Raw genomic sequence first — 22,884 nt, 5'->3', positions numbered from 1 at the left:
GGCATGTTGCCCATCTTCCAATTCAGTTGATTTCGGATGTCGCTTTGCTGGCTTGAGCGACCGGGCTGCGCTATTCTAAGCGCAAATCACAACAAGAGCAGATTTAACCATGATTAATCGAAGAGTGTTTTCCTTAGGGCTTGGGTCAACCTTGTTGGCGGCCTGCTCCACAGGCACGGCACCCAACAGTGCCCCGGCTTCGCGGATGCGTGCGGTTCCGAACGCAGGATGGGATGCCTGGGTGGCCAGTTTCAAAAATCGGGCAGCGTCGCAGGGCATTTCACAGACGACCCTTAACCGAGCGTTTCAAGGCGCCGGATATCTACCCGACGTGATCGAACGCGATCGCAATCAGGTCGAATTCAAACGCTCGCTTGAGGATTATCTGGCGATTGCTGCCTCGGATGAACGGATCAGCACTGGCAAGCAAATGCTTGTGCGGCATGCAGGAACCCTGTCGCAGATCGAAGCCCAATACGGTGTCGACAAGGAGGTCGTCGTGGCTGTTTGGGGCCTGGAAAGCCGTTATGGTGCACGGCGGGGCGATGTGCCGGTGATCTCAGCAACGTCGACTCTGGCCTATGACGGGCGGCGCGGAGCGTTTTTTGAGAAGCAACTGGTGGCGGCGCTGAAGATCATTCAAGAGGGCGATACGACCCCGGCTAACATGACCGGCAGCTGGGCCGGAGCGATGGGCCACACACAGTTCATTCCGACGTCCTACCTTGCTTATGCAGTCGATTTCACTGGCGACGGGCGGCGCGATATCTGGTCCGATGACCCAGCAGATTCACTTGCGTCAACGGCGGCTTATCTGGCACGCGCCGGTTGGGTGCGAGGGCAGCCTTGGGGCGGTGAAGTCGGCGCGGTTTCGGGCACGCCGGCGGCAGTGCTGCAACCGCAGACGCCCGGCCCACGTATTGCTGTGTTCCGCAATTTTCAGGTGATCAAGCGCTACAACAATTCGGACAGCTACGCGATCGGCGTAGGTCATCTTTCTGATCGCATTGCTGGCGGCGCGCCGTTCCAAGCGTCATTCGGGCCGGATGCGACCGGTTTGACACTGGAGGATCGTAAAGAACTGCAGCGCCGCCTGACATCCGCGGGCTATGACACACAAGGCGCAGATGGTGTTATCGGCAAGAATACTGAGGCGGCAATTAGCGCCTACCAGCGCGCCAACGGGTTGTCCGTGACTGGCCAGCCTTCGGTGGCTCTGTTGCAGCGGTTGGGTGGCTGACGGGTTAAGCCGCCAGCCCTTTCGAACCGATATCCAGGAACTTCTGACGGCGGTCCTTGATCAGGGCTGCCGCGTCTTTCCCATCAAGCTCTTCCAGCATCGAGGCAATTGCAGACCGCACGGCTTCGACCGCCGCCGGGCGGTTGCGATGTGCACCGCCCTTGGGCTCGGTGATGATGTGGTCACAAACGCCCAGCTTGTGCAGATCCTGAGCGGTAAGGCGCAACGCTTCGGCGGCCTCGCGCATTTTTTCGGCATCTTTCCAAAGAATCGACGCGCAGCCTTCGGGCGAAATCACCGAGTAGACCGAATGCTCCAACATCGCTACGCGGTTCGCAGTCGCAAAGGCGACCGCGCCACCAGAACCACCTTCGCCGATGATTACGGACACCAAAGGAACGCCAATCTTTAGGCACATCTCGGTTGAGCGCGCGATCGCCTCGGATTGGCCACGTTCTTCCGCCCCCTTGCCGGGATAGGCACCCGCAGTGTCGATCAGAGTGATCACCGGCAAGCCAAAGCGGCCCGCCATCTCCATCAGGCGCACAGCTTTACGATACCCTTCGGGCCGGGCCATGCCGAAATTGCGTTCAATCCGCGATTTGGTATCGCTGCCTTTTTCGTGGCCAATCACCATGACGGGTTGATCGTTGAACCGCGCCAGACCGCCAATTACCGCCAGATCGTCGGCAAAGTTCCGGTCACCAGCCAGAGGAGTGAATTCGGTGAACAGTGCGTCCACGTAGTCGTTGCAGTGTGGACGTTCAGGATGCCGTGCAACCTGACATTTCCGCCATGGTGTCAGATCGGCATACAGCTCATCCAGAAGCTTGGCGGCCTTGGCATCCAGCGCGGCGGCCTCTTCGGTCACATCCATTTCTTCATTGGCACGGGCCAGCGCGCGCAGCTCTTCAGCTTTGCCTTCGATCTCGGCCAGCGGTTTTTCGAAATCCAGATACTGGGTCATGACGCCTCTCAACGCGGAAGTTCCCTGCTATATGACTAATGCTTGTCCGGGATGCAACTCAGCAAGATTTGTGGTTGTGGAATATGCGATCACCGTTGGGCAAAGTGAAGGAAGGATACTGATGGCTGCCAGCTATGAAGATCGCGTGCTGCGTGTGTTGACCTACATTCATGACAACCCCGCCAGAGACTTGTCTCTGGACGCCCTGGCCGAGGTTGCGGCCATGTCGCGGTTTCACTGGCATCGCGTGTTTCGCGCCATTACTGGCGAGACCTGCGCGCAGGCCACCCGTCGGATACGCCTGCACCGTGCCGCCTGCTGGCTGGTGCAAACAGACAGACCGGTTACGCGGATCGCGACCGACATTGGCTATCCGAACCAAAAATCCTTTGCGCGGGCCTTTTCCGAGGCCTACGGCAGCAGCCCCACCGCGTTTCGACGTGCGGGGCAAATACTGCCGGCCCATCCAATGTTCAAAACCGGAGGATATCCGATGCATCCCGTAACAACCCGAACCGAACCGTCTCGCCGAGTCATAGCGCTGCCACATAAAGGGGCGTATGCCGAGATTGGCCGCAGCTTTGAGGCCTTTGGTGCCCTGTGCGAATCCCGCAAACTGTGGCCGCAAGTCGGCCCGATGATCGGGCTGTATCTCGACAGTCCGGACGATGTGCCCGAGGATGAATTGCGCAGTTTTGCAGGTGCTGAATTCTGCGGTGATGATACGCCCGAGGGGATGGAAGACCTTGAAATTCCGGGTGGCAAAACAGCGGTGCTGACCTTCAAGGGCCCTTATTCCGGCCTTCACGGCGCGTATCAGACATTATTTGGCAATTGGTTGCCCGAGTCTGGCGAAGAACCTGCGGACCATCCGTGTTATGAGATCTATCTCAACGATCCACGAGAAACGGCCCCCGAGAATCTGTTGACCGAAATTTACCTGCCGCTCAGGTAACCTAATTCGGCCACAGCACCGGATAGAGCGAGGCCACAAGCAGGGCCGCCATCGTCCAGTTGAATGCCAGCAATCGGTGCGGGTTCGTCAGGATTCGCGCCATTTGCTGTCCAAGAACCGTCCAGGTGCTGACCGAGGGCAGGTTGATGGCTCCGAACACCAGCGCGACCAGCAGAATCGCGTTGATCGTTTGGTCGGGCGCGTAGGCGGCTGTCGCGGTCAGCGCCATCGCCCAGGCTTTTGGGTTGACCCATTGGAAGGCTGCAGCTTGCAGGAACGTCATCGGGGTGCCTGCAGCATCGGCACCTTTGGCGGGCGCTGCATGGGCGATTTTCCAGGCCAGATACAGCAGATACAGAACCGACAGTACTTTTAACACGGTATGACTGATCGGATACCGGTCAAAGATCTGAACCAGACCCGCCCCCACCAGAAGCACCATAAAGGTAAAGCCCAAACCAATGCCCAGCATATGCGGGATGGTCCGGCGAAAGCCGAAATTCGCGCCCGATGCCATCAGCATAAGGTTGTTGGGGCCCGGCGTGATCGACGAGACAAAAGCAAACGCGATCAGGGCCATCAGGATATCGTAGGTCATGGCTGCATTTTCTCGCTGAACCCGGCAAATGAAATTGCGTTTTCGTGCGTTCAGTGGCTATTGTCGCAACAAATGGCGAAGATTGATCAGATCAACCAACATATATTGCAAGAGCTTTCGCGGGACGGTCGCGTCAGCAACCTCGATCTTGCCGAGCGGGTGGGCCTGTCGCCCTCCGCTTGCCTGCGCCGGGTGCAGGAGCTTGAGCGGGCAGGGGTCATTTCCGGCTACCGAGCGGTGCTGAACCCGGCGGCGCTGGGGGTGGGTTTCGTTGCCTATATCGGCGTTGGTTTGGGCGAGCACACCAAGGTGGCGCAGGAAGGGTTTGAAAAAGCCCTGCAACAAGCACCCGAAGTGGTGGAATGTCACAATATCACCGGCACGATCGAATACCTGCTACGGGTCGAATGTGCCGATTTGCCCTCCTACAAAACCTTCCACACCGAGGTGCTGGGTACACTGCCGCATGTGACCTCGATCACCTCATATGTTGTGATGGGATCGCCTAAGGATATGCGTGCGTGACCATCAAAAAGTGATTTTTAACCATCTTGCGAGGTCAAAGTTCAGCGCCTAGTGTCATCTCAACAGGATCGTCGGCAGGGATTAACCCCGAAGCAGGCGCAAATTCAGGGAGTAGACCATGACATTTTTCCGCACCGGAGCGCTGGTGGCTGCCTTGGCAATGTTTGCCGGCGCTGCGACAGCAGCACCTTTGAAGTTACAGCCAGCTAGCCCTCAGCCCAGCCCAAAAGCCGGTTTGAACGTAAAATACAGTTGGGAAGGTAACCCGCCTCGCAAAATCCAGAACCTCTCGAAGGTCAATCATCTGCTGAAAAAGGCAAAGCCGGGTCAGCCCCTCCGAGGTTTGGACTACAGAGACACGAACGAAGGTGATCCTGTCCTGACCTACAATCAGGCGTTCAATGTTGCCGCGGAAATCAGCGGATATATCCGGTTTGATTCACCCGGAGTTTACGAGCTTGAGACCTGGTCGAACGATGGGATTGATGCCTGGGTCGGTGGTCAGCAGATCGGCTATGTCAACGGCCGTCAGGGCTGCGAAGCCAACCAACGCACCGAGGTCGAAGTGCCGCAGGCGGGTTGGTATCCAATCAAAATCAAGTATTTTCAGAAATACGGTACCTCGTGCCTGATGATGAAATCAGGAAAGAAGGGTGAGCGTTTCACATGGACACCAAACAATGTATTTGGACGCTGATCAGATCGATTGGGGCGCTCAGCTGAGCGCCCTTTTTTCTTAGCTACCCGCCGCTATTAATTCTGCCTGCGCCACAATAACCTCGGCTTGCTTAATCGAAGCGATATCGACCAAACGCCCTTTGTAGACCGTCGCGCCTTCTCCGTTGGCTTTTGCCTGTTCCATGGCGGCCAGAATCTCGCGCGCTTCGGACACTGCTTCATCCGACGGTGTGAAGACCTGATTGGCCAATGCGATTTGCTTGGGGTGGATGGCCCATTTGCCGACCATCCCCAGTGTGGCAGACCGTTTGGCCTGCGCGATATAGCCCTCATCATCCGAAAAATCGCCGAACGGACCATCCACCGGCAGCACGCCATGGGTGCGGCAGGCGGCGACTATTGCGGCCTGCGCCCAGTGCCACGGATCGGACCAGTGCTTTTTGCCTTCGCGCAGCATATAGTAGTTTTCCTGCGTACCCCCGATGCCGGTTGTCTGCATGCCCATTGAGGCTGCAAAATCTGCGGCACCAAGGCTCATGGCCTGCAGGCGCGGGGATGAGGCTGCGATTTCTTCGACATGCGCCAGTCCGGCGGCGGACTCGATGATCACTTCAAAGGTTATGGGCTTGGTTCGGCCCTTGGCGCGCTCGATCGCGGTGACCAGCGCGTCAACTGCATAGACATCCGCCGCGCAGCCTACCTTGGGGATCATGATCTGATCCAGACGGTCGCCTGCCTGTTCCAGCACATCAACCACGTCACGGTACCAATAGGGTGTATCCAGCCCATTGATCCGAACCGACATGTATTTATTGCCCCAATCGACTGTGTTCAGCGCCTCGATTACGTTAGCGCGAGCGGTATCCTTGTCGGAAGGAGCCACCGAATCTTCTAGATCCAGATTAATGACGTCTGCAGCTGATGCAGCCATCTTGGGAAATAGCTTGGTGTTCGAGCCCGGGCCAAACAGTTGGCAGCGATTGGGCCGGGCCGGAGCGGCAGGTTGGATGCGGAAGCTCATTTGGACCTCATGAGAGTAAGGAAATTGCGTTTAGGGTTGGTCATGGGATATTAAATTGCGCAATGCTGCGCAAGCGTGATTGTGCATATGCGGCAATGCGAATGCAGCATGATTGAAGATACTGGCAAAATGGGGTGCTTAAAGTTTGATCAGTTTAAAAACTTCGAACAATCTTGTGTAAGAATGCCTAAATGCGCAAAAACTTCCCGCTGCGGGCGGGCAGGCAAGAAGAATTTGAGAAACCCTCGTCAAAACGGTTCTCTAGCTTAAGCCAGAATCAAAGGAGTGCACCGCAATGATCGAGACACCGTACCTGTTGTTTTTGGGCGATGCGCCCGACTTGTTGGCGGCCAAAGTGGCCATTGGTATCCGGGACTGGCGTCCTGAGAATGCAGTGGGTCAAATAAGGCTGGATGGTTGCAAGACTGATTTGGGTCTTACCGAAATGACACTTGCCGAAGGTAAAGCTGCTGGTGCCAAGACTCTTGTCATTGGTGTTGCCAACCGGGGTGGGGTCATCAGTGAGGCCTGGAAAGAGGTTCTGATCGCAGCGTTGGAAATGGGTTATGATCTGGCGTCGGGCCTACACAACCTGCTGCGCGACGAAGGCGATCTGGTTGCTGCGGCGCAGACTCACGGCTGCACATTGCACGACGTCCGTGTACCGACCGTAGGATATCCTATCGCAAACGGCCGCAAGCGTACCGGTAAGCGGTGCCTGGCCGTTGGAACCGACTGCTCTGCCGGCAAGATGTACACTGCGATGTCCATGGACGCTGAAATGCGCAAACGCGGCATGAAATCCACCTTCCGGGCCACCGGTCAGACCGGAATTCTGGTCACGGGTCAGGGCGTCCCGCTGGATGCGGTTATCGCCGATTTCATGGCGGGATCCGTTGAGTATTTGACACCAGACAATGATCCGGATCACTGGGATCACATCGAAGGGCAGGGCTCGTTGTTCCATGTGTCCTATTCTGGCGTCACCATGGCGCTGATTCATGGCGGTCAGCCCGACGCGCTGATCCTGTGCCACGAGCCGACCCGGACCCATATGCGAGGATTGCCTGAGTATTCGCTGCCGACGCTGGAGCAGTTGCGCGACACAGCACTGCCGCTGGCGCGCGTGGCAAACCCAGAGTGTCAGGTTGCAGGAGTGTCGATCAACACCCAGCATCTGAGCGAAGACGACGCACACGCATACATCGCCAAGGTTGAGACCGAGATGGGTATCCCAGCAACCGATCCTTACCGGTTTGGTGCCGGTAAACTGGTGGATGCGCTGGCCGCACTGTGATCTAAGCAGGTTGCCGATCGCCCCTTGCTGTCGGCAACAGACACCACTTTCGATGAAAGGTTGAACGCGTGCAGATTGACGTTTCCCGCGATGTATTTCGGCTGGCGCAGGTATTCACTATCTCGCGCGGCTCACGGACTGAGGCAAAGGTCCTGACGGTTCGGATCTCGGATGGTGTGCATCATGGTTGGGGCGAGTGCGTGCCCTATGCGCGCTATGACGAAACGCTGGATTCAGTCGAGGCCGAGATTGCCGGCCTGCCCGACGTATTCTCTCGCTATTCCCTGATGGATCTGCTGCCTGCCGGCGCGGCTCGGAATGCAGTGGATTGCGCGCTTTGGGACCTTGAGGCGAAACGCTCCGGCAAACGGGCGTGGGAGCTGGCGGAACTTGCCGCACCGGGGCCTGAAGTTACGGCCTATACTCTTTCCCTGGACACTCCCGAGGCAATGCAGGCACAGGCGGCAGAAAATGCGTTCCGACCCTTGTTGAAGATCAAACTTGGTACACCGGACGACATGCCCCGGCTTGAGGCCGTGCGGGCCGGTGCGCCGGAGTCCAAAATCATTATCGACGCCAATGAAGGTTGGTCTGCTGAAGTGTACGCCGATCTTGCGCCGCATCTTGTGCGACTGGGCGTTGCTCTGGTTGAACAACCTCTGCCAGCCGGTGAGGATGATGCACTGATCGGCATGGATCGTCCGGTGCCGGTATGTGCCGACGAATCCTGTCACGATCGGGCCAGCTTGCCTGCGCTAAAAGGCAAATATGATGTGGTGAACATCAAACTCGACAAGACCGGCGGTCTGACCGAGGCGCTGGAGCTGCGCAAGGCCGCGCTGGCAGAGGGCTATGGCATCATGGTCGGATGCATGGTTGGAAGTTCGCTGGCCATGGCACCTGCAACGCTGGTGGCGCAGGGCGCGATGGTGACGGACCTTGACGGACCGCTTTTGTTGGCAGAAGACCGCGACACACCCCTGATTTTTGATGACGCCGGAGTGCATCCGCCCAAAGCGGCACTTTGGGGCTGAGGAGAAGAACATGACCCGCACCGTTTATGTGAATGGCGAATACCTGCCTGAAACCGAGGCAAGCGTCTCGATCTTTGATCGGGGTTTCTTGTTTGCAGACGCCGTCTATGAAGTAACCAGTGTGCTGGATGGTAAGCTGGTCGATTTCGAAGGCCACGCGGTGCGGCTGAAACGCTCGCTGGACGAGTTACAGATGGCTGAACCCTGCAGCAAAGAAGAACTTCTGGAAATCCATCGCAAACTGGTCGAGCTGAACGACATCGAAGAAGGTCTGATCTATCTACAGGTTTCGCGCGGCAGTGACGGCGACCGGGATTTTGTGTTTCCGTCAGCGGATACCAAGCCTACGCTTGTTCTGTTCACGCAGAATAAGCCAGGTCTGGCCGACAGCCCCGCGTCGAAGAAAGGGGCCAAGGTTATTTCGATCGACGACATCCGATGGGGCCGACGCGATATCAAAACCGTACAGTTGCTGTATCCGTCCATGGGCAAGATGATGGCGAAAGCGGCTGGCTGTGACGATGCCTGGTTGGTTGAAGACGGCTATGTCACCGAAGGCACCAGCAACAACGCCTATTTCGTCAAGAACGGCAAGATCGTCACCCGCCCGCTGTCCAACGACATTCTGCACGGCATCACCCGCAAGGCGGTTCTGCGCATGGCAGCCGAGGCGCAGATGGAGATTGAGGAGCGCCTGTTCACCATCGACGAGGCGAAAGAGGCGGATGAGGCCTTCACCACTTCGGCCAGCGCCTTTGTCATGCCGGTTGTTGAGATTGATGGCGTGGCACTGGGTGATGGCACGCCGGGCCCGATTGCCAAACGCCTTCGCGAGATCTATCTGGACGAAAGCCGAAAGGCTGCAATCTAAACCAAATGCCCGCCAGTATGGCGGGCATTTTTCGTTTTCGGGGCGTCAGCCTTTTTTCGTGACGTTCTCTTCAAACGCGACCTTGAAGGCGGCTTGTTTCTCGGCGTTCGCTTCGGTCTGGTAGTTGGCCTTCCACTCATCCATGGTCATGCCATAGAAAATCTCGCGCGCTTCGTTTTTGTCCATGTCGATGCCCTTGGCATTGGCGGCTTCCTGATACCAGCGCGACAGGCAATTGCGGCAGAACCCGGTCAGATTCATCATATCGATGTTCTGTACGTCGGTGCGATCCTGCATCAGATGCTGCTGCAAACGGCGAAACGCTGCGGCCTGAAGTTCGATTTCGGTTTGCTTGTCCATTGTCGGGCTCCGAATGATTGTCTTGCGTTCTGAACCTGACCTAGCAATCCGTGGGCCATGTTACAACGAACAGGAGGGGCCTTAAGGCCCCTTGGAACGTCAGGTTTGGATGCTTTATGCCAGTTTGAGGGCCAGCCACGGCACAAGGCAAAAAATGATTGTCAGGATTTTGTAGTTCGCAAGATACCTGAAATAGGCCCTCTTAACGTCGGCCCGCTCCATTTGGAACATTCTGCCATGTACGCCTGCGATCCAGTCCTGCATGATGATGATCATCAGCGTGCTGAACAACAAAACCGCAATGTTAAGGGCGGTCATCCAGCCGAAGACAGTTGTCAGGAATTCCTGAGTCATGGTCGTCTCCTTTCCCTTAGTATATGGGTGTCAGTATATTGGCTCACAATATTTCGAGGATCGGAAGCGGCATGAAGTGACCTTACGTCATAGTCCGCTATCGTTCAGTGCATCCTGCAGAATAACGGCCAATCGTTCGGCCCAGCTGCGTTGCCCGTCATGATCCGCAATCAGATCATTACGCAGCTCGATCAGTGCATTAGGACGGCCGAAACTGCTGCAATGCTTGTCGATCGCATCGCCGGGTAGCACACCTGTATAGGGTTCATTTACCCCAACGCACAGATCATCCTCGGCGTTCAACCGGTTGATCAGCGGGCGCGAGAACCGCTCATCCGGTGTGTGCAAGACGCCTATGTGCCACGGCCGAGGATCGCGGCCACGGAGCTGGCGCGTAAAGGAATGCATCGAGACGATAACCGCATGCGGCAGGGCTGCAAGCTCTGCCAGCGCATCGTGATAGGGCCGGTAGCACATGGTCAGACGACGCTCACGCTCGGTCGCATCTGCGTGTCGGTTACCGGGGATGATCGAGCCGTCATAGAGCTTCATCAACAGCGTCGGATCGTCCTCGCCCCGGTTGGGGTCAATCACGAGGCGCGAGAAGTTGGCTGCGATTACGGGGGCGTTCAGGACCTCACCCAGATGCTTTGAGACCTCGTAGGCGCCCACGTCATAAGCGATATGGCGTTCCATATCTTCGCGCGGCAGGCCCAGGTCTCCGCCGCTGATTTCGGGCGGCACCATGTTGGTTGCATGGTCACAGGTAATCAGCCAACGCGACGGGCGATCCGCGCCGTGAACAAAAAACGGAGAGTATGTCATGAGCCTGTCATCTTGTTTGTCGCAGGTGTAGGACAGTTGCGTTGGAAAGGGAATTGCGCAATAAGCAGCCTGAGCAATGTTTGCGGTAACATTTACGCGTTTGAGGAGAGCCTGATCAATGCGACGCCTGAGAAATGTGAAAATCGTGGCGACGCTGGGACCGGCGTCCAATGACTATGACACCATCCGTGCGCTGCATGAGGCCGGGGCCGATGTATTCCGGCTGAACATGAGCCATGGCAGCCACGATGAGATTCGCGAGAGGCACCGTATAATCCGGCAGATCGAAAAGGATCTGGAAAGCCCGATCGCGATTCTGGCTGATCTGCAGGGGCCAAAGCTGCGCGTTGGCGTGTTTGCAAATGATGCGGAAGAACTGGAGGAGGGCGCCGCATTCCGTCTGGATCTTGATCCGGCAGCCGGGGATATCACCCGGGTCTGCCTGCCACATCCCGAAATTTTTGCCGCATTGGAGCCAGGTGCGCGCCTGCTGGTCAATGACGGAAAGATTCGTCTGATCGTGCAGGATTGCGGTCAGGATTTTGCACATTGCACGGTCGAAGTCGGTGGCACGATTTCGAACCGCAAGGGTGTGAACGTGCCTGACGTGGTGCTGCCATTGGCAGCGCTGTCGGCCAAGGATCGCGACGATCTGGAATTTGTCTGCCAACTGGGTGTGGACTGGTTGGCGCTGAGCTTCGTTCAGCGTGCCAAGGATGTGTTCGAGGCGCGCGCACTGGCGGATGGCCGAGCATCGATCTTGTCCAAGATCGAAAAACCTGCTGCGGTCGAAGCTTTTGACGATATCCTTGACGCCTCAGACGGGATCATGGTTGCGCGGGGTGATCTGGGCGTCGAACTGCCTGTTTCGGCAGTCCCCCCGATCCAAAAACGTCTGGTGCGTAAATGCCGTACAGCCGCGAAGCCTGTGATTGTCGCAACCCAGATGCTGGAAAGCATGATCGAAAGCCCAATGCCCACACGGGCCGAGGTTTCAGACGTGGCCACCGCGATCTACGAGGGTACCGATGCAATCATGCTGAGTGCTGAATCGGCTGCTGGTTCTTATCCCATCGAGGCGGTTCAGACGATGAACAAGGTTGCCATCGAAGTTGAAGCTGACCCAACCTACACTCAAATTATTGCCGCGTCGCGTACCGCCAAGGGTACGACCATCGCTGATGGTATCGTGGCTGCGGCACGCGAGATTGCCGAAAAGACTGACATCAAAGCCATCTGCTGCTTCACTCAAAGCGGGACCACCGCCTTGCTCACCGCCCGTGAGCGTCCCGGTGTGCCTATCATCGCGATGACCCCCGCCACCGGCACCGCCCGCAGGCTTTGCCTGAGCTGGGGTTGTCATTGCGTCTTAACCCCTGAACAAGAGCGGTTCAAAGGTGCGGTCGTCAGCGCCGCTCGCGCCGCCCGTTCGGGTGGTTTCGCCGCTGAGACTGATCAGATTGTGGTCACCGCCGGCGTCCCTTTCAATGTTCCTGGCACCACCAACATCTTACGTATCGCCCCTTGTGATGAACGGCTGATCTACAACACTGATCCGGGCTAAGCCCGGATCACCACTACTAATTTCAGTTTGATACCAAGCGTATGCCTAATATTTGGGCATATAATAATATTTATTTACAGTGCCTTAGAAGTTTGAGGGTTGTATCCAGCAATAATCTCTCTGTTTTTGCGTGTTTTTTCGGGATACTTGCCCTTAGGGCGGTCTACTCAAGCAAGTTCCAGGTTCCGGCTGCCCTGCCGGGGGCGAGGGCCCCGGCCAAAGCAACAATAACGGAGGAACGGCATGACAACGAAAATTGTCATAGGACTGGACGGGACAGAAACCGGAGAACGCGCGATCGCCTTTGCCAAAGACTTGGCCGGGCGTATCGGTTCATGCGAGCTTCTGGCGGTTTACGTCATCGAATGGTCTCCTTTCACATTCCAGACACCAGAAGAGAACGCCCTGCGCCACAAACGGCGCGAAGAAGAGGTTGCGTTAGCTACGTCACGGATCATCGAGCCAGCGGTCGAAGCGTTGAAGGCTGCAGGATTCGAGGCGCGCGGCATCGTCCGTCACGGAGATGTGGCGGAAACGCTGAATGCAATCACGGTTGAAAACGGTGGCTCCCAGATCGTTGTGGGTCGGGCCTCGGCAGATGGGTTTAAAAAACGCCTGTTTGGCAGTTCGACCCAGAACCTTGTCATGCACGCCGATGTTCCGGTTACGGTCGTGAACTGAGGGGAGAGATTATGATGAATATTCAGAACAAACTGAGTCTGGCAGCACTTGCCGCTCTGGTTGCGAGCCCCACTGCCGCACAGGAGGCGGTCGGGTTGGACGATAAAATCAACCAGGCCTTTGCTGATTTCACCGGGCCTTTCGTCAGCTTTATTTTTGCCCCGTTTCCGGGCACCGGGTTCCCTTGGATCGTGGGTTGGCTGGTCATCGCCGCGACCGTCTTCACGCTTTATTTTGCCTTTGTACAATTGCGTTTCTTCGGTCATGCGATCAGCCTTGTGAAAGGTGACTATTCTGATCCCAATGATGCGGGTGAAGTTAGCCACTTTCAGGCGCTGGCAACGGCGCTGTCCGGTACCGTTGGCCTCGGTAATATTGCTGGTGTTGCGGTCGCCGTCGGTATCGGCGGGCCAGGTGCAACTTTCTGGATGATTGTCGCAGGCCTGTTGGGCATGGCGTCGAAATTCACCGAATGTACGCTGGGTGTAAAGTACCGCAACGAATATGATGACGGCACCGTTTCTGGTGGCCCAATGTATTATATGTCGAAAGGGTTCAACGAACTGGGCCTGCCGGGCGGCAAAATTCTGGCCGTTCTGTTCTCGATCTTCTGCATCCTTGGCGCGCTTGGTGGGGGCAATATGTTCCAGGCCAATCAGGCGCATCAGCAGATCGCAGGCATCGTCGGAGATTACCCGGGCTGGATCACTGGCCTGGTCTTTGCAGGCATCGTCTTTGCAGTGATCGTGGGTGGCCTGAAATCCATCGCGCGCGTGACTGAGAAAGTCGTTCCTTTCATGGGCGTGATGTATGTGGCCGCGGCTCTGGTGATCATCCTGATGAACGCGGATCAGATCGGTTGGGCCTTTGGCCAAATCTTCGCGGGAGCCTTCACCGGTCTTGGTGTTGCTGGCGGTATGGTCGGCGCATTGATCCAGGGCTTCCGGCGTGCGGCGTTCTCGAACGAAGCGGGCGTTGGTTCTGCGGCGATTGCCCACTCGGCGGTTCGCACCAAAGAACCGATCACCGAGGGCTTTGTGTCTCTGCTGGAGCCGTTCATTGATACGGTCGTAATCTGTACCATGACCGCGTTGGTGATCATCATCACCCAGCAGCTGATCGTCGATCCGGAGACCGGAAACTATATGCTGAACGAAGCCGGTAATGCCATCGCAACGGTTGACGGAAACTCGGGTGTCAGCCTGACTTCAGCCGCCTTTGGCAGCGCGTTCAGTTGGTTCCCTTACGTTTTGGCAATCGCAGTAGTTCTGTTCGCCTTCTCGACCATGATCAGCTGGTCCTACTACGGCCTCAAGGCCTGGACCTACCTGTTCGGTGAGGGTCACACCAAGGAACTGGTGTTCAAGGTCATCTTCTGCATCTTCGTAGTCATCGGTGCAGCGGCTAACCTTGGCCCCGTTATCGACTTCTCGGATGCGGCGATCTTTGCCATGGCGGTTGTGAACGTCTTCGCGCTCTACTTCCTGATGAAAGTGGTACGTCAGGAACTGGCATCTTATGCAGAGCGTTTGAAGAGCGGTGAAATCCGCAAATTCGAACATTAATCCAAACCACCGGGGCGGCGCGCGTCGCCCCGGTGCCTAGCCAGCCTGCAAAAAGCGCAGATTCTGGCCCAAACCCCCTTGCCAGTATGACCGAACTTGCGTAAACGGCGCTTCTGATCGCGTGACCGGCCGAGATGGCATGCCGAGTCGCGTTTGAAACCGAACCCCGAAAGGAGACGGAAATGCCTAAGATGAAGACAAAGTCGAGCGCCAAAAAGCGCTTTAAGGTGACTGCGACCGGTAAGGTCCTTGCTGGCCAGGCCGGCAAACGGCACGGTATGATCAAGCGGACCAAGAAATTCATCCGCGACGCCCGTGGCAACACCACCCTGTCCGCCCCCGACGCCAAGATCGTCAAGGGCTACATGCCCTACGACCGCTAAGAGGAGATTAAGAGATGTCCCGCGTTAAAGGTGGAACCGTAACTCACGCCCGTCACAAGAAGGTCATCAAGGCTGCCAAAGGTTACTATGGCCGCCGCAAGAGCACCTTCAAGGTTGCCCGTCAGGCCGTAGACAAGGCCAACCAGTACGCAACCCGCGACCGCAAGAACCGCAAGCGCAACTTCCGCGCGCTGTGGATCCAGCGTATCAACGCCGCTGTCCGTTCGCATGACGAGGCACTGACATATTCCCGCTTCATTAACGGCCTGAACCTGGCCGGTATCGAAGTGGACCGCAAAGTTCTGGCCGACTTGGCTGTGCACGAACCGGAAGCGTTCGGCGCGATCGTCGCCAAAGCACAGGCCGCGCTGGCTGCCTGAACCTCTTTCGAGAGACAGTGAATGAAAGGCCGTCCCAGTTGGGACGGCTTTTTTTCTGAATCCGTAACGGGTGTCGATTGCGCCAGCTTGCTAAATTGAGCTTTCTAGGGCGACGAAGATAGACATCTCACCGCCTCCGACATCCTGGGCAGAATTGCTCTGCAGACGACGCACCAAGCTGCTCCAGCATCCGGGTGCAATCGTTGATGCGACCGATCCAATCCGACTTGAGAAATGGTAGTGTGCAACGCCCGTGAAATGTCGTGAATTCAGTGGGATGATTTTATGAGATCGTTCAGACCATGGCAGGCATCGCAGGTGATGCCCGGTATGGGTGGCGGAGACGAAGGGATTCGAACCCTCGAGACGGTTTCCCGCCTACTCCCTTAGCAGGGGAGCGCCTTCGACCACTCGGCCACGTCTCCGCCGGCCGGTATATCCTTGCCTGTCATCCAGATACAAGGCGATTTTCTATGTCTGGAAAATTTTTCTGAATACCGATGATCAAACCCACAAGAAGGAGCGCTGGGGCTACCGGAAGCAGGGGTGCGAAACCCCCGAAATGCTGAAAAACATGCAAAACCTTGCCAACTCCACCTGTTCTGGCGCATATTTGTCTAGTTTTAAGGCTCTAATAACTATTCAGATTTAGCTTTCTGAGGCGACAGATATCGGGCGTGGGGTGTTTGGCACTCTGGTAGGTACCTTTTGGGGGAAGGGGACTTGGGTTTGGCCTGGTTGAAATTGTTTTGTGTTTTCTTGGTTCTAGCGACGCTGCCTGCGTCGGCCATCGCATCAATCGGAAAAGTGCTCAGTGCTAAACCGGGCGCGGATATTATCCGGGCCGGTAAAAAGATACGCTTGCGTGAAGGGATGGATGTTGTTTCAGGCGATACTATTTCGACCGACAGATCAGGGGTGGTTCAATTGGTGTTCGTAGATGAAACCAAGATTGCGGTTGGTCCGAACGCGCGAATGATCCTGGATGTCTCGATGCTGCGAGGCAATCGGAAGGCAAAAAACTTCACCGTGCAGGCGCTGGGCGGCAGTTTCCGTTTCATTTCGGGCAAAAGCAGAAAGCGCGCTTATTCGATCAAAACGCCCGATGCCACCATGGCCGTGCGGGGAACGACATTTGACATGTGGATTACATCCGGCAGCCAAAGCGCGATGCTGGTTATCGAGGGCACCGTTCAGATGTGCGGCCGACGCGGGTCGTGCCGGTCGGCAAGCCGACAGTGCAGTCTCTTTGCGACCGGTTCGGGCGGTCAGGTGGGGCGCCCGATAGATCAGGAGCAGTATGACAAAGCGCTAAAAGGTGGTTTCCCCTTCATACGCTCGCAAACGCAACTGCTGCCACCGTTTCGGGTGAGTGCCGAAGGGTGTTCGGGCAGACAGGCTCAGGCCCCAAAGATTGAATCTGAAAGGCCAGAGCGGCGCGAAGCGCGGCGGCAAACGGAACAAGGTCGTTCTGAGGTGTCGGCGGCCCGCGAAAGCGGGCGATCCGAAGCGCCAGACCGGGCCTCTGCCAGCGCCGAAGGGCGTTCCGGGACATCAGCGCGCGCAGGTGTAAGCGCCTCGGGTGAAACGAGAACATCCGTAAACGCATCCAGTGGAGATAGCGGTGGATCGGGTGTCAGGGCAACGGCGACGGCAGGTAACGCTTCAGCGATAGCTGGTTGGTAGCATCAGGTTACATATATTTTCATGTTCCCCTACGCCTGGAAGGTGAACGTGGTGGGTAAGATAAGAGACAAAATTGGGCATCGATTAGTATTCAGGCTTGTAGGCTTGGGGCTGATCTTGATGGGCTGCTTCATTAGGGTCGCGGATCCGTATCCCGTTCAAATGTCCAGATTGATTTACTTCGATATCCTGCAGCGGATTTCACCACGGGCCTACAACCCGGATCTGCCGGTCCGCGTGGTGGATATTGATGAAAGGTCTCTGGCAGAATGGGGCCAATGGCCTTGGCCTCGTACCCTGTTGGGTCAGATGGTCGAACGATTGGGCGAATACGGTGCCGCTGCGATTGCCTTTGATATGCTGTTTGCCGAGCCCGACCGATACTCTCCGATGCGACTGTTGCAAGACCCGACCTTGTCCGGACTATTGCAGGTGGATCAGGCCGCGATCGATCTGGACAATGACGTCAGATTTGGGGACGAAGTTGCGAAATGGCCAGTGGTTCTGGGTGTGGCAGCCCGGCAAACCGATAGCGGTTCGGCCATTGTACCGAAGGCGGGGTTAGTCGAAATCGGAGAGAACCCCGCAGCTGGCCTTGTCAGCGTTGCCCACTGGACCTCTCTGGCGCCGCCATTGGGGGAAGAAGCGGCCGGGATCGGGGGTGTTAATGTTTCGCCCCAAGGAAGTTTGGGTGTGGTGCGACGGGTCCCTGTGCTTTGGTCCGGGCCCAACGGTGTATTACCTGCGCTTGGGGTTGAAGCCCTGCGGGTGGCCATGGGCGAATCCGTTTATTTTGCCGAAGGATCGCAGGACGAGATCGGCATCATGCTTGAGGTTGGTCTGGGTGATTTTGTGCTGCCGACCACCGAGAATGGCGAGATCTGGGTGCGTTACAGGCGGGACAATCCTGGCCTCTATCTGTCGGCCGATGATGTCATGCGCAGCGGTAGTGATCCAACGCTTCAGTCAGAGATAGAAGGACGGATCATTCTGGTCGGCACCTCTGCGGCGGGCTTGTTCGATATACGAGAAACGGCACTGGGTGAATCTGTTCCCGGTGTTTCGATCCACGCCCAGATTATCGAACAGATCATCCTTGGCGATGTGCTGAGCAGATCGGATGTTACCTCTGCACTTGAGCTGCTGGCGTTCGTGATCCTGGGCGTCGTTGTCACAGTGGTCATGTCCAACTATGGGGCGGTCGCTTCTTTTGCTGCAGGCGGTGTGGCCGCATCGGCCGTGATTGCCATCAGTTGGTTGGCGTTCCAGAACCAGTCGGTTCTGTTTGATGCGACCTTCCCTTTGGCCGGAGGTATGGCCAATTTCGGGCTTCTGGCCGGGTACCTCTTTGTTTCGACCGAGCGGGAGAAGCGGGTGATCCGCCAGACTTTCTCGCATTATGTCGCACCGGAAATCCTCGATGAGATGGAGGCCAACGGGCATCAGCTGCAATTGGGAGGTGAATCTCAGGAGATCACGGTGATGTTTTCGGACATTCGGGGCTTCACGCCATTGTCCGAGTCTGTTTCAGCCACCGATCTGGTGGCCTTGCTGAATGCGCTGTTCTCAGAGATCGGGGATCAGATTCTGGTCGAGCGTGGAACGATCGACAAGTTCATCGGCGATGCGGTTATGGCTTTTTGGAATGCACCGCTGCCCGTGGATGATCACCCGTGCCGCGCTGCTTTGGCCGCGCTGAAGATGCGCGGCGCGTTAGATAGGTTCAACACTTTGCCCATCATGCGCGGGCGTCCTCCCATCGCTCTGGCGACAGGCTGCGCAACCGGAGCCGCCTGCGTAGGCAATATCGGCTCGCGGCGCCGGTTCAATTACACAGTAATCGGAGATGTGGTGAATGTGGCAGCGCGGATCGAACAAAACTGCCGACATGTGGATTATGATATTCTGGTCTCAGACTCTATTCGCCGTGTCACCAATTCTGATCTTGCGCTGCTAGAGGCGGGCTTCGTGGATTTGAAAGGCAAAAGCGAGCCAGAGCCTGTTTATGTACTGGTCGGAGATCGAGAAGTTGCAGGCAGTGCATCGTTTCAAAAGCTGCAGACCGCACACATAGGTCTACTAGAGGCGATACGCGCACGGGAATCACAGACCGTAGTCGCTGGGTTGTGCAAGGAATGTGCCAAGCATGCGATGGCGGTTGAGCCAGGTTTGGCATCATTCTATCGCGCGCTACCGGGGCGCATGGCGGATTTCCGATCAGAGGTGCTTCATGCGCAGCCGGTGTTTAGTCATCATCATGGTCTGCGCGAAGGTGCAGAGTAAGTACTTCGCCATATGCTTTGGAAAAGAGAACGGGGCGCTGTTGAAAATCAACTGCGCCCCGCCGGAAGTATCAATCTCGCCCCCTCGAATACCATCTAAAACAACACGGGCTAAAACTTTCGATATATTCGAGATCGACCTTCTGTCCCCATATTTAACGAATTCGGCAGGGTAGACAGTGAAGAAGTTCACATTACCCTGAAATTGTTTAAATTTTTTCTTAGCGCCAGTCGAAAAACCCTGGTCCGGCCTGTTTCAGCAGAGAGGCAGCCATCGACTGACCCAGTTTTGCGCCGTCTTCGAGCGCCCCGGTGGCCTCTTCGCTGATCGCCTCGGAACCGTCCGGGCGCAGAACTTCTCCACGCAGATGCAGTTGGCCATCTTGGACTTGTGCCAGACCGGCGATCGGTGTTTCGCATGAGCCATCCAGCCCGGCCAGCAGGCTGCGTTCAGCCGCAAGGCGTTGGCTTGTTTCGACATGATGAATCGCCGTCAGCATCTCGGCGGTGCGGTTATCGTCGCTGCGCCGTTCAATGCCGATGGTGCCCTGCGCAATGGCAGGTAGCATGTCATCAGGTGATATGGCAGTCGCGGGGACGTCTTTCATATCCAAGCGGCGCAATCCGGCCATGGCCAAAAAGGTACAATCGGCCACGCCATCGGCCAGCTTCTTCAGGCGAGTCTGAACATTGCCGCGAAACTCGACCACTTTCAGATCGGGCCGCCGATTCAGCAACTGCGCCCGGCGTCGCAACGATGAAGTCCCGACAACTGCGCCCTCTGGCAGATCGTGAATCGAACTCAGAGTCGGCGAGATAAACGCGTCGCGCACATCCTCGCGCGGCAGGAATGTATCCAGCACCAGCCCGTCAGGCTGTTCGACGGGCATGTCCTTGGTCGAATGTACGGCGATGTCGATCTCACCTTTCAGCATCGCCTCTTCGATTTCCTTGGTGAACAGACCCTTGTTGCCAATCTCTTTCAGTGGCCGGTCCGCGTCGATCATGGCGCGGTTGTCACCGGTGGTCTTGATTACCACGATCTCAAACGCGTCCTCAGGCAGGTCGAAAGCGGCGCCAAGTCTCTGACGGGTTTCATAGGCCTGTGCCAGCGCCAGCGGAGATCCACGGGTGCCGATTTTCAGAGGCGATGCGGGGGTAGGCAATATCAGACTCATGCGCACAGCTTTAGTCGCGTCACATTGCCCTGACAATGGGGGCAGAGCTTGACAAATTGCCACTGAGGGCCGACGCGTTGCACCAAACCGGAACACTGGGGGCACGAATGGCCGAGACAAAGAAATTGCTACGGGCGCTGGCGGGGGAAGTGCAGGATGTGCCGCCGATCTGGATGATGCGACAGGCCGGGAGGTATTTGCCTGAATATCGTGCAACGCGCGCGCAGGCCGGAGATTTCCTGTCTCTTTGCTATAACCCCGAGCTTGCCGCCGAAGTCACCCTTCAGCCCATTCGCCGCTACGGCTTTGATGCCGCGATCCTGTTTGCTGATATCCTGCTTGTGCCGCAGGCGCTGGGTGCGGATTTGTGGTTTGTCACCGGCGAAGGTCCTCGCCTTTCGACAATTACACGGGAGTCGGAGTTTGATGCGCTGAAGCCGGTTGATGCAATTCATGAGACGCTTTCTCCGGTGTATGAAACCGTGCGTATTCTTTCGCGTGAGCTTCCTTCTGAGACAGCTCTGATCGGATTTGCAGGCGCGCCCTGGACAGTGGCTACCTACATGATCGCCGGACGGGGCACCCCGGATCAGGGGCCAGCCCATGCGCTGCGCGAAGAAAACACTGCGCTGTTCGAGGCGCTGTTGGATCGGATCACGGCCGCGACAATTGAATACCTGTCTGCCCAAATCGAGGCAGGGGCCGAGGTTGTCAAAATATTTGATAGTTGGGCGGGATCATTGAAGGGCGAAGCGTTTCAGAAATACGCCGTTGAACCCTGTCGCGTGATTACTGCTGCCATAAAGGCACGCCATCCGGGCATTCCCGTCATCGGTTTCCCACGCGAAGCGGATCAGGGTTACATCGGTTTCGCCAAGGCCACCGGTGTGGATTGTGTCGCGCTGGACAATTCTGTGTCGCCCGAATGGGCTGCTGCGAATGTGCAAGTCGATGGGTGTGTGCAGGGCAATCTGGCTTCATCGCATATGGTGACAGGCGGGCAAGCGCTTGTCGATGAGACGCGGCGGATTGTCGAAGCCTTCTCAAAAGGACCGCATATCTTCAATTTGGGTCATGGTATTACGCCAGATGCGGACCCTGAGAACGTTCAATTGATGATCGATACGGTGCGCGGGCGGTAAGCCTGGCGAGGGGGGCAGCCCCCTCTTGGCCTGCGGCCAATTCACCCCCGAGGTATTTTTAGCCAGTTGAAGCGGGAGGAAGTTCGTTCAAAATCTCATTTGTATGCTCTCCGCGTTTGGGGCTGGGCCGCGGTTGCCAGTTGTAGGTTGAGAATCTAGGAGCGGCTGCGGCTTGACGTGTTTCGTCGTGGTCGATCCATGTTTGGCGAGCCGAATTCATAGGGTGATCCCGTGCTTCTTGTGGACTTAGAACCGGCGCAACGCAGGCGTCCGTGCCTTGAAACAGCGCCGCCCATTCGTCGCGCGGCTTCTCGGCAAAGATTTTGCTCAACCGCTTCGTCAGGTTGGGCCACGTCGCATGGTTATATTGCTGAGCGAATTCCGCGTCATCGCTGAGCCCGAGGATGTCCAGGAAGTGAGCATAGAATTTTGGCTCCAGACATTGAACTGAGATGAAGCCGCCATCTGCGCAGGCGTAGGTTCGGCTCCAATGCGGTCCGTCAAGCAGGCTTTGACCCCGGGTGTCGGACAGGTTGCCGGTTTGGCGCAGGCTCATCAGCAAATTCATCATGTGTGCCGAGCCATCGTAGATGGCGGCGTCCACCACCGTGCCTTTGCCTGTGCTCCGGGCATTCAGAAGCCCGGCGAGCAGACCTGCAACCAGATACATCGCACCACCGCCGATATCCCCGACTAGTGTTGCGGGCGTCAAAGGCGGTTGGCCGGGCGGCGACGCGTAGGATAAAGCCCCTGAAAGGGCAATATAGTTGAGATCATGGCCCGCTGTCTCAGAAAGTGGGCTATGCTGCCCCCAGCCTGTCATTCGGCCATAGACCAGCTTTGGGTTCAGGTGATGACAGTCTTCCGGCCCCAGCCCCAGCTTTTCCATCACGCCGGGGCGAAAACCCTCGATCAGCGCATCAGCCGTTGCGATCAGCCGTTTTGCAACGCTAAGATCCTGCGGGTCTTTGAGGTCCAGTGCAATTGATCGTTTGCCGCGATCCAGCAGCGAACGTTCAGGCATACCCGGAGTGACGGCGGACCCTTTGCGATGGATGGTGATGATATCGGCGCCCATATCCGCCAGCAGCATGGCCGCGAAGGGGGCTGGGCCCAGCCCTTCGATTTCGATGATGCGTATGCCGTGCAGCATGTCTTCCTCCTGCGGCGCAGGGTTTCTGTTGGGCGGAGCGAATGCAAGCGAAGAATCCCGATCCAGTGCCTTGGTGTGAGCAAACTGGTTGCCTGCATCGATGTTTCAGGGCTAGGTCTTTGTGGTCTGCCGTAGGATTAAAAAG

At 56.9% G+C, this 22,884-nt stretch carries 23 protein-coding genes and 1 tRNA gene; 15 read left to right on the top strand and 9 right to left on the bottom strand.

What is annotated here, in order from left to right:
• The first annotated feature begins 109 nt into the window (after positions 1 to 109).
• Complete coding sequence (locus ACR0EN_RS14455) at positions 110 to 1,240, top strand: lytic murein transglycosylase (protein ID WP_170818547.1); 1,131 nt, start codon at positions 110 to 112, stop codon at positions 1,238 to 1,240.
• Positions 1,241 to 1,244: 4 nt separating this feature from the next.
• On the opposite strand, the gene ACR0EN_RS14450 is transcribed toward ACR0EN_RS14455, so the two are convergent.
• Positions 1,245 to 2,207 (bottom strand): acetyl-CoA carboxylase carboxyltransferase subunit alpha, encoded by a 963-nt coding sequence (locus tag ACR0EN_RS14450; protein WP_170395560.1) that lies wholly within the window; start codon positions 2,205 to 2,207, stop codon positions 1,245 to 1,247.
• 121 nt (positions 2,208 to 2,328) lie between these two features.
• Here ACR0EN_RS14450 and ACR0EN_RS14445 point away from each other — a divergent pair, with 121 nt between their 5' ends.
• On the top strand, positions 2,329 to 3,162 hold the full coding sequence (locus ACR0EN_RS14445; RefSeq protein ID WP_170818548.1) for an AraC family transcriptional regulator: 834 nt from the start codon (positions 2,329 to 2,331) through the stop codon (positions 3,160 to 3,162).
• A gap of 1 nt (position 3,163) precedes the next feature.
• Here the strand turns inward: ACR0EN_RS14445 and ACR0EN_RS14440 are convergent, their stop codons facing one another.
• Positions 3,164 to 3,760: a LysE family translocator gene (locus tag ACR0EN_RS14440; RefSeq protein WP_170395564.1), complete on the bottom strand. Its 597-nt coding sequence runs from the start codon at positions 3,758 to 3,760 to the stop codon at positions 3,164 to 3,166.
• 72 nt (positions 3,761 to 3,832) lie between these two features.
• On the opposite strand from ACR0EN_RS14440, the gene ACR0EN_RS14435 reads away from it, so the two are divergent.
• Both ACR0EN_RS14435 and ACR0EN_RS14430 read left to right on the top strand, forming a co-directional pair.
• The gene (locus ACR0EN_RS14435; RefSeq protein WP_480587362.1) at positions 3,833 to 4,285 is read left to right on the top strand and encodes an Lrp/AsnC family transcriptional regulator; all 453 of its coding nucleotides are present in this window, start codon (positions 3,833 to 3,835) and stop codon (positions 4,283 to 4,285) included.
• A 118-nt stretch (positions 4,286 to 4,403) separates the two neighbouring features.
• The gene (locus ACR0EN_RS14430; protein ID WP_170395568.1) at positions 4,404 to 4,982 is read left to right on the top strand and encodes a PA14 domain-containing protein; all 579 of its coding nucleotides are present in this window, start codon (positions 4,404 to 4,406) and stop codon (positions 4,980 to 4,982) included.
• 39 nt (positions 4,983 to 5,021) lie between these two features.
• On the opposite strand, the gene ACR0EN_RS14425 is transcribed toward ACR0EN_RS14430, so the two are convergent.
• Positions 5,022 to 5,984 carry an L-malyl-CoA/beta-methylmalyl-CoA lyase gene (locus tag ACR0EN_RS14425; protein WP_480587359.1) on the bottom strand — a complete coding sequence of 321 codons (963 nt, stop codon included), beginning with the start codon at positions 5,982 to 5,984 and terminating at the stop codon, positions 5,022 to 5,024.
• Between the two features lie 295 nt (positions 5,985 to 6,279).
• Here ACR0EN_RS14425 and dgcN point away from each other — a divergent pair, with 295 nt between their 5' ends.
• The 3 genes from dgcN to ACR0EN_RS14410 all read left to right on the top strand — a co-directional run bounded on the left by dgcN (position 6,280) and on the right by ACR0EN_RS14410 (position 9,186).
• Complete coding sequence (gene dgcN, locus ACR0EN_RS14420) at positions 6,280 to 7,281, top strand: N-acetyltransferase DgcN (protein WP_170395572.1); 1,002 nt, start codon at positions 6,280 to 6,282, stop codon at positions 7,279 to 7,281.
• A 68-nt stretch (positions 7,282 to 7,349) separates the two neighbouring features.
• On the top strand, positions 7,350 to 8,315 hold the full coding sequence (gene dgcA / locus ACR0EN_RS14415; protein ID WP_170401982.1) for an N-acetyl-D-Glu racemase DgcA: 966 nt from the start codon (positions 7,350 to 7,352) through the stop codon (positions 8,313 to 8,315).
• A gap of 10 nt (positions 8,316 to 8,325) precedes the next feature.
• Complete coding sequence (locus tag ACR0EN_RS14410) at positions 8,326 to 9,186, top strand: D-amino-acid transaminase (protein WP_170395576.1); 861 nt, start codon at positions 8,326 to 8,328, stop codon at positions 9,184 to 9,186.
• A 45-nt stretch (positions 9,187 to 9,231) separates the two neighbouring features.
• Here the strand turns inward: ACR0EN_RS14410 and ACR0EN_RS14405 are convergent, their stop codons facing one another.
• From ACR0EN_RS14405 to ACR0EN_RS14395, 3 genes are all read right to left on the bottom strand, one after another.
• Entirely contained in the window at positions 9,232 to 9,546 is a 315-nt protein-coding gene (locus ACR0EN_RS14405; protein WP_170395578.1) for a DUF1244 domain-containing protein, read from the bottom strand.
• Positions 9,547 to 9,660: 114 nt separating this feature from the next.
• Positions 9,661 to 9,900, bottom strand: a complete 240-nt coding sequence (locus ACR0EN_RS14400) for a DUF6868 family protein (RefSeq protein WP_170395580.1) — start codon at positions 9,898 to 9,900, stop codon at positions 9,661 to 9,663.
• A gap of 87 nt (positions 9,901 to 9,987) precedes the next feature.
• Positions 9,988 to 10,725: an N-formylglutamate amidohydrolase gene (locus ACR0EN_RS14395; protein WP_480587356.1), complete on the bottom strand. Its 738-nt coding sequence runs from the start codon at positions 10,723 to 10,725 to the stop codon at positions 9,988 to 9,990.
• A gap of 118 nt (positions 10,726 to 10,843) precedes the next feature.
• Between ACR0EN_RS14395 and pyk the strand changes: the two genes are divergently transcribed.
• The 5 genes from pyk (at position 10,844) to rplT (ending at position 15,298) form a co-directional block, all read left to right on the top strand.
• Entirely contained in the window at positions 10,844 to 12,289 is a 1,446-nt protein-coding gene (gene pyk / locus ACR0EN_RS14390; protein ID WP_170395584.1) for a pyruvate kinase, read from the top strand.
• A gap of 243 nt (positions 12,290 to 12,532) precedes the next feature.
• Entirely contained in the window at positions 12,533 to 12,970 is a 438-nt protein-coding gene (locus ACR0EN_RS14385; RefSeq protein WP_170395586.1) for a universal stress protein, read from the top strand.
• A gap of 14 nt (positions 12,971 to 12,984) precedes the next feature.
• A complete protein-coding gene (locus ACR0EN_RS14380; RefSeq protein ID WP_170465878.1) occupies positions 12,985 to 14,535 on the top strand; it encodes an alanine/glycine:cation symporter family protein in 1,551 nt (516 codons plus the stop codon).
• 182 nt (positions 14,536 to 14,717) lie between these two features.
• Entirely contained in the window at positions 14,718 to 14,918 is a 201-nt protein-coding gene (gene rpmI / locus ACR0EN_RS14375; RefSeq protein ID WP_010443552.1) for a 50S ribosomal protein L35, read from the top strand.
• A gap of 14 nt (positions 14,919 to 14,932) precedes the next feature.
• Positions 14,933 to 15,298 (top strand): 50S ribosomal protein L20, encoded by a 366-nt coding sequence (gene rplT, locus ACR0EN_RS14370; protein WP_008756009.1) that lies wholly within the window; start codon positions 14,933 to 14,935, stop codon positions 15,296 to 15,298.
• Positions 15,299 to 15,633: 335 nt separating this feature from the next.
• Here rplT and ACR0EN_RS14365 read toward each other — a convergent pair.
• Positions 15,634 to 15,723, bottom strand: a tRNA-Ser gene (locus ACR0EN_RS14365).
• 304 nt (positions 15,724 to 16,027) lie between these two features.
• Between ACR0EN_RS14365 and ACR0EN_RS14360 the strand changes: the two genes are divergently transcribed.
• Positions 16,028 to 16,984 (top strand): FecR family protein, encoded by a 957-nt coding sequence (locus ACR0EN_RS14360; protein WP_480587352.1) that lies wholly within the window; start codon positions 16,028 to 16,030, stop codon positions 16,982 to 16,984.
• Between the two features lie 162 nt (positions 16,985 to 17,146).
• Positions 17,147 to 19,267, top strand: coding sequence for a CHASE2 domain-containing protein (locus tag ACR0EN_RS14355; protein WP_480587349.1), 2,121 nt, complete (start codon positions 17,147 to 17,149; stop codon positions 19,265 to 19,267).
• A 220-nt stretch (positions 19,268 to 19,487) separates the two neighbouring features.
• Here the strand turns inward: ACR0EN_RS14355 and hemC are convergent, their stop codons facing one another.
• Positions 19,488 to 20,444 carry a hydroxymethylbilane synthase gene (gene hemC / locus ACR0EN_RS14350; RefSeq protein ID WP_170818555.1) on the bottom strand — a complete coding sequence of 319 codons (957 nt, stop codon included), beginning with the start codon at positions 20,442 to 20,444 and terminating at the stop codon, positions 19,488 to 19,490.
• Between the two features lie 107 nt (positions 20,445 to 20,551).
• Here hemC and hemE point away from each other — a divergent pair, with 107 nt between their 5' ends.
• Complete coding sequence (gene hemE / locus ACR0EN_RS14345; RefSeq protein WP_170733532.1) at positions 20,552 to 21,586, top strand: uroporphyrinogen decarboxylase; 1,035 nt, start codon at positions 20,552 to 20,554, stop codon at positions 21,584 to 21,586.
• A 58-nt stretch (positions 21,587 to 21,644) separates the two neighbouring features.
• On the opposite strand, the gene ACR0EN_RS14340 is transcribed toward hemE, so the two are convergent.
• Positions 21,645 to 22,739, bottom strand: coding sequence for a CaiB/BaiF CoA transferase family protein (locus ACR0EN_RS14340; RefSeq protein WP_480587346.1), 1,095 nt, complete (start codon positions 22,737 to 22,739; stop codon positions 21,645 to 21,647).
• Positions 22,740 to 22,884 lie beyond the last annotated feature (145 nt).

Source organism: Ruegeria sp. AB7 (assembly GCF_056542625.1).
The sequence above is the reverse complement of the archived record's forward strand: the minus strand, read 5'-3'. Positions and strand labels throughout refer to the sequence as shown.

Excerpts from the sequence above, each read along its gene's own strand:
- ACR0EN_RS14455 (WP_170818547.1), top strand. The coding sequence starts at position 110 with ATGATTAATCGAAGAGTGTTTTCCTTAGGGCTTGGGTCAACCTTGTTG.
- ACR0EN_RS14450 (WP_170395560.1), bottom strand. The coding sequence starts at position 2,207 with ATGACCCAGTATCTGGATTTCGAAAAACCGCTGGCCGAGATCGAAGGC.
- ACR0EN_RS14445 (WP_170818548.1), top strand. The coding sequence starts at position 2,329 with ATGGCTGCCAGCTATGAAGATCGCGTGCTGCGTGTGTTGACCTACATT.
- ACR0EN_RS14440 (WP_170395564.1), bottom strand. The coding sequence starts at position 3,760 with ATGACCTACGATATCCTGATGGCCCTGATCGCGTTTGCTTTTGTCTCG.
- ACR0EN_RS14435 (WP_480587362.1), top strand. The coding sequence starts at position 3,833 with ATGGCGAAGATTGATCAGATCAACCAACATATATTGCAAGAGCTTTCG.
- ACR0EN_RS14430 (WP_170395568.1), top strand. The coding sequence starts at position 4,404 with ATGACATTTTTCCGCACCGGAGCGCTGGTGGCTGCCTTGGCAATGTTT.
- ACR0EN_RS14425 (WP_480587359.1), bottom strand. The coding sequence starts at position 5,984 with ATGAGCTTCCGCATCCAACCTGCCGCTCCGGCCCGGCCCAATCGCTGC.
- dgcN (WP_170395572.1), top strand. The coding sequence starts at position 6,280 with ATGATCGAGACACCGTACCTGTTGTTTTTGGGCGATGCGCCCGACTTG.
- ACR0EN_RS14410 (WP_170395576.1), top strand. The coding sequence starts at position 8,326 with ATGACCCGCACCGTTTATGTGAATGGCGAATACCTGCCTGAAACCGAG.
- ACR0EN_RS14405 (WP_170395578.1), bottom strand. The coding sequence starts at position 9,546 with ATGGACAAGCAAACCGAAATCGAACTTCAGGCCGCAGCGTTTCGCCGT.
- ACR0EN_RS14400 (WP_170395580.1), bottom strand. The coding sequence starts at position 9,900 with ATGACTCAGGAATTCCTGACAACTGTCTTCGGCTGGATGACCGCCCTT.
- ACR0EN_RS14395 (WP_480587356.1), bottom strand. The coding sequence starts at position 10,725 with ATGACATACTCTCCGTTTTTTGTTCACGGCGCGGATCGCCCGTCGCGT.
- pyk (WP_170395584.1), top strand. The coding sequence starts at position 10,844 with ATGCGACGCCTGAGAAATGTGAAAATCGTGGCGACGCTGGGACCGGCG.
- ACR0EN_RS14385 (WP_170395586.1), top strand. The coding sequence starts at position 12,533 with ATGACAACGAAAATTGTCATAGGACTGGACGGGACAGAAACCGGAGAA.
- ACR0EN_RS14380 (WP_170465878.1), top strand. The coding sequence starts at position 12,985 with ATGAATATTCAGAACAAACTGAGTCTGGCAGCACTTGCCGCTCTGGTT.
- rpmI (WP_010443552.1), top strand. The coding sequence starts at position 14,718 with ATGCCTAAGATGAAGACAAAGTCGAGCGCCAAAAAGCGCTTTAAGGTG.
- rplT (WP_008756009.1), top strand. The coding sequence starts at position 14,933 with ATGTCCCGCGTTAAAGGTGGAACCGTAACTCACGCCCGTCACAAGAAG.
- ACR0EN_RS14355 (WP_480587349.1), top strand. The coding sequence starts at position 17,147 with ATGTCCAGATTGATTTACTTCGATATCCTGCAGCGGATTTCACCACGG.
- hemC (WP_170818555.1), bottom strand. The coding sequence starts at position 20,444 with ATGAGTCTGATATTGCCTACCCCCGCATCGCCTCTGAAAATCGGCACC.
- hemE (WP_170733532.1), top strand. The coding sequence starts at position 20,552 with ATGGCCGAGACAAAGAAATTGCTACGGGCGCTGGCGGGGGAAGTGCAG.
- ACR0EN_RS14340 (WP_480587346.1), bottom strand. The coding sequence starts at position 22,739 with ATGCTGCACGGCATACGCATCATCGAAATCGAAGGGCTGGGCCCAGCC.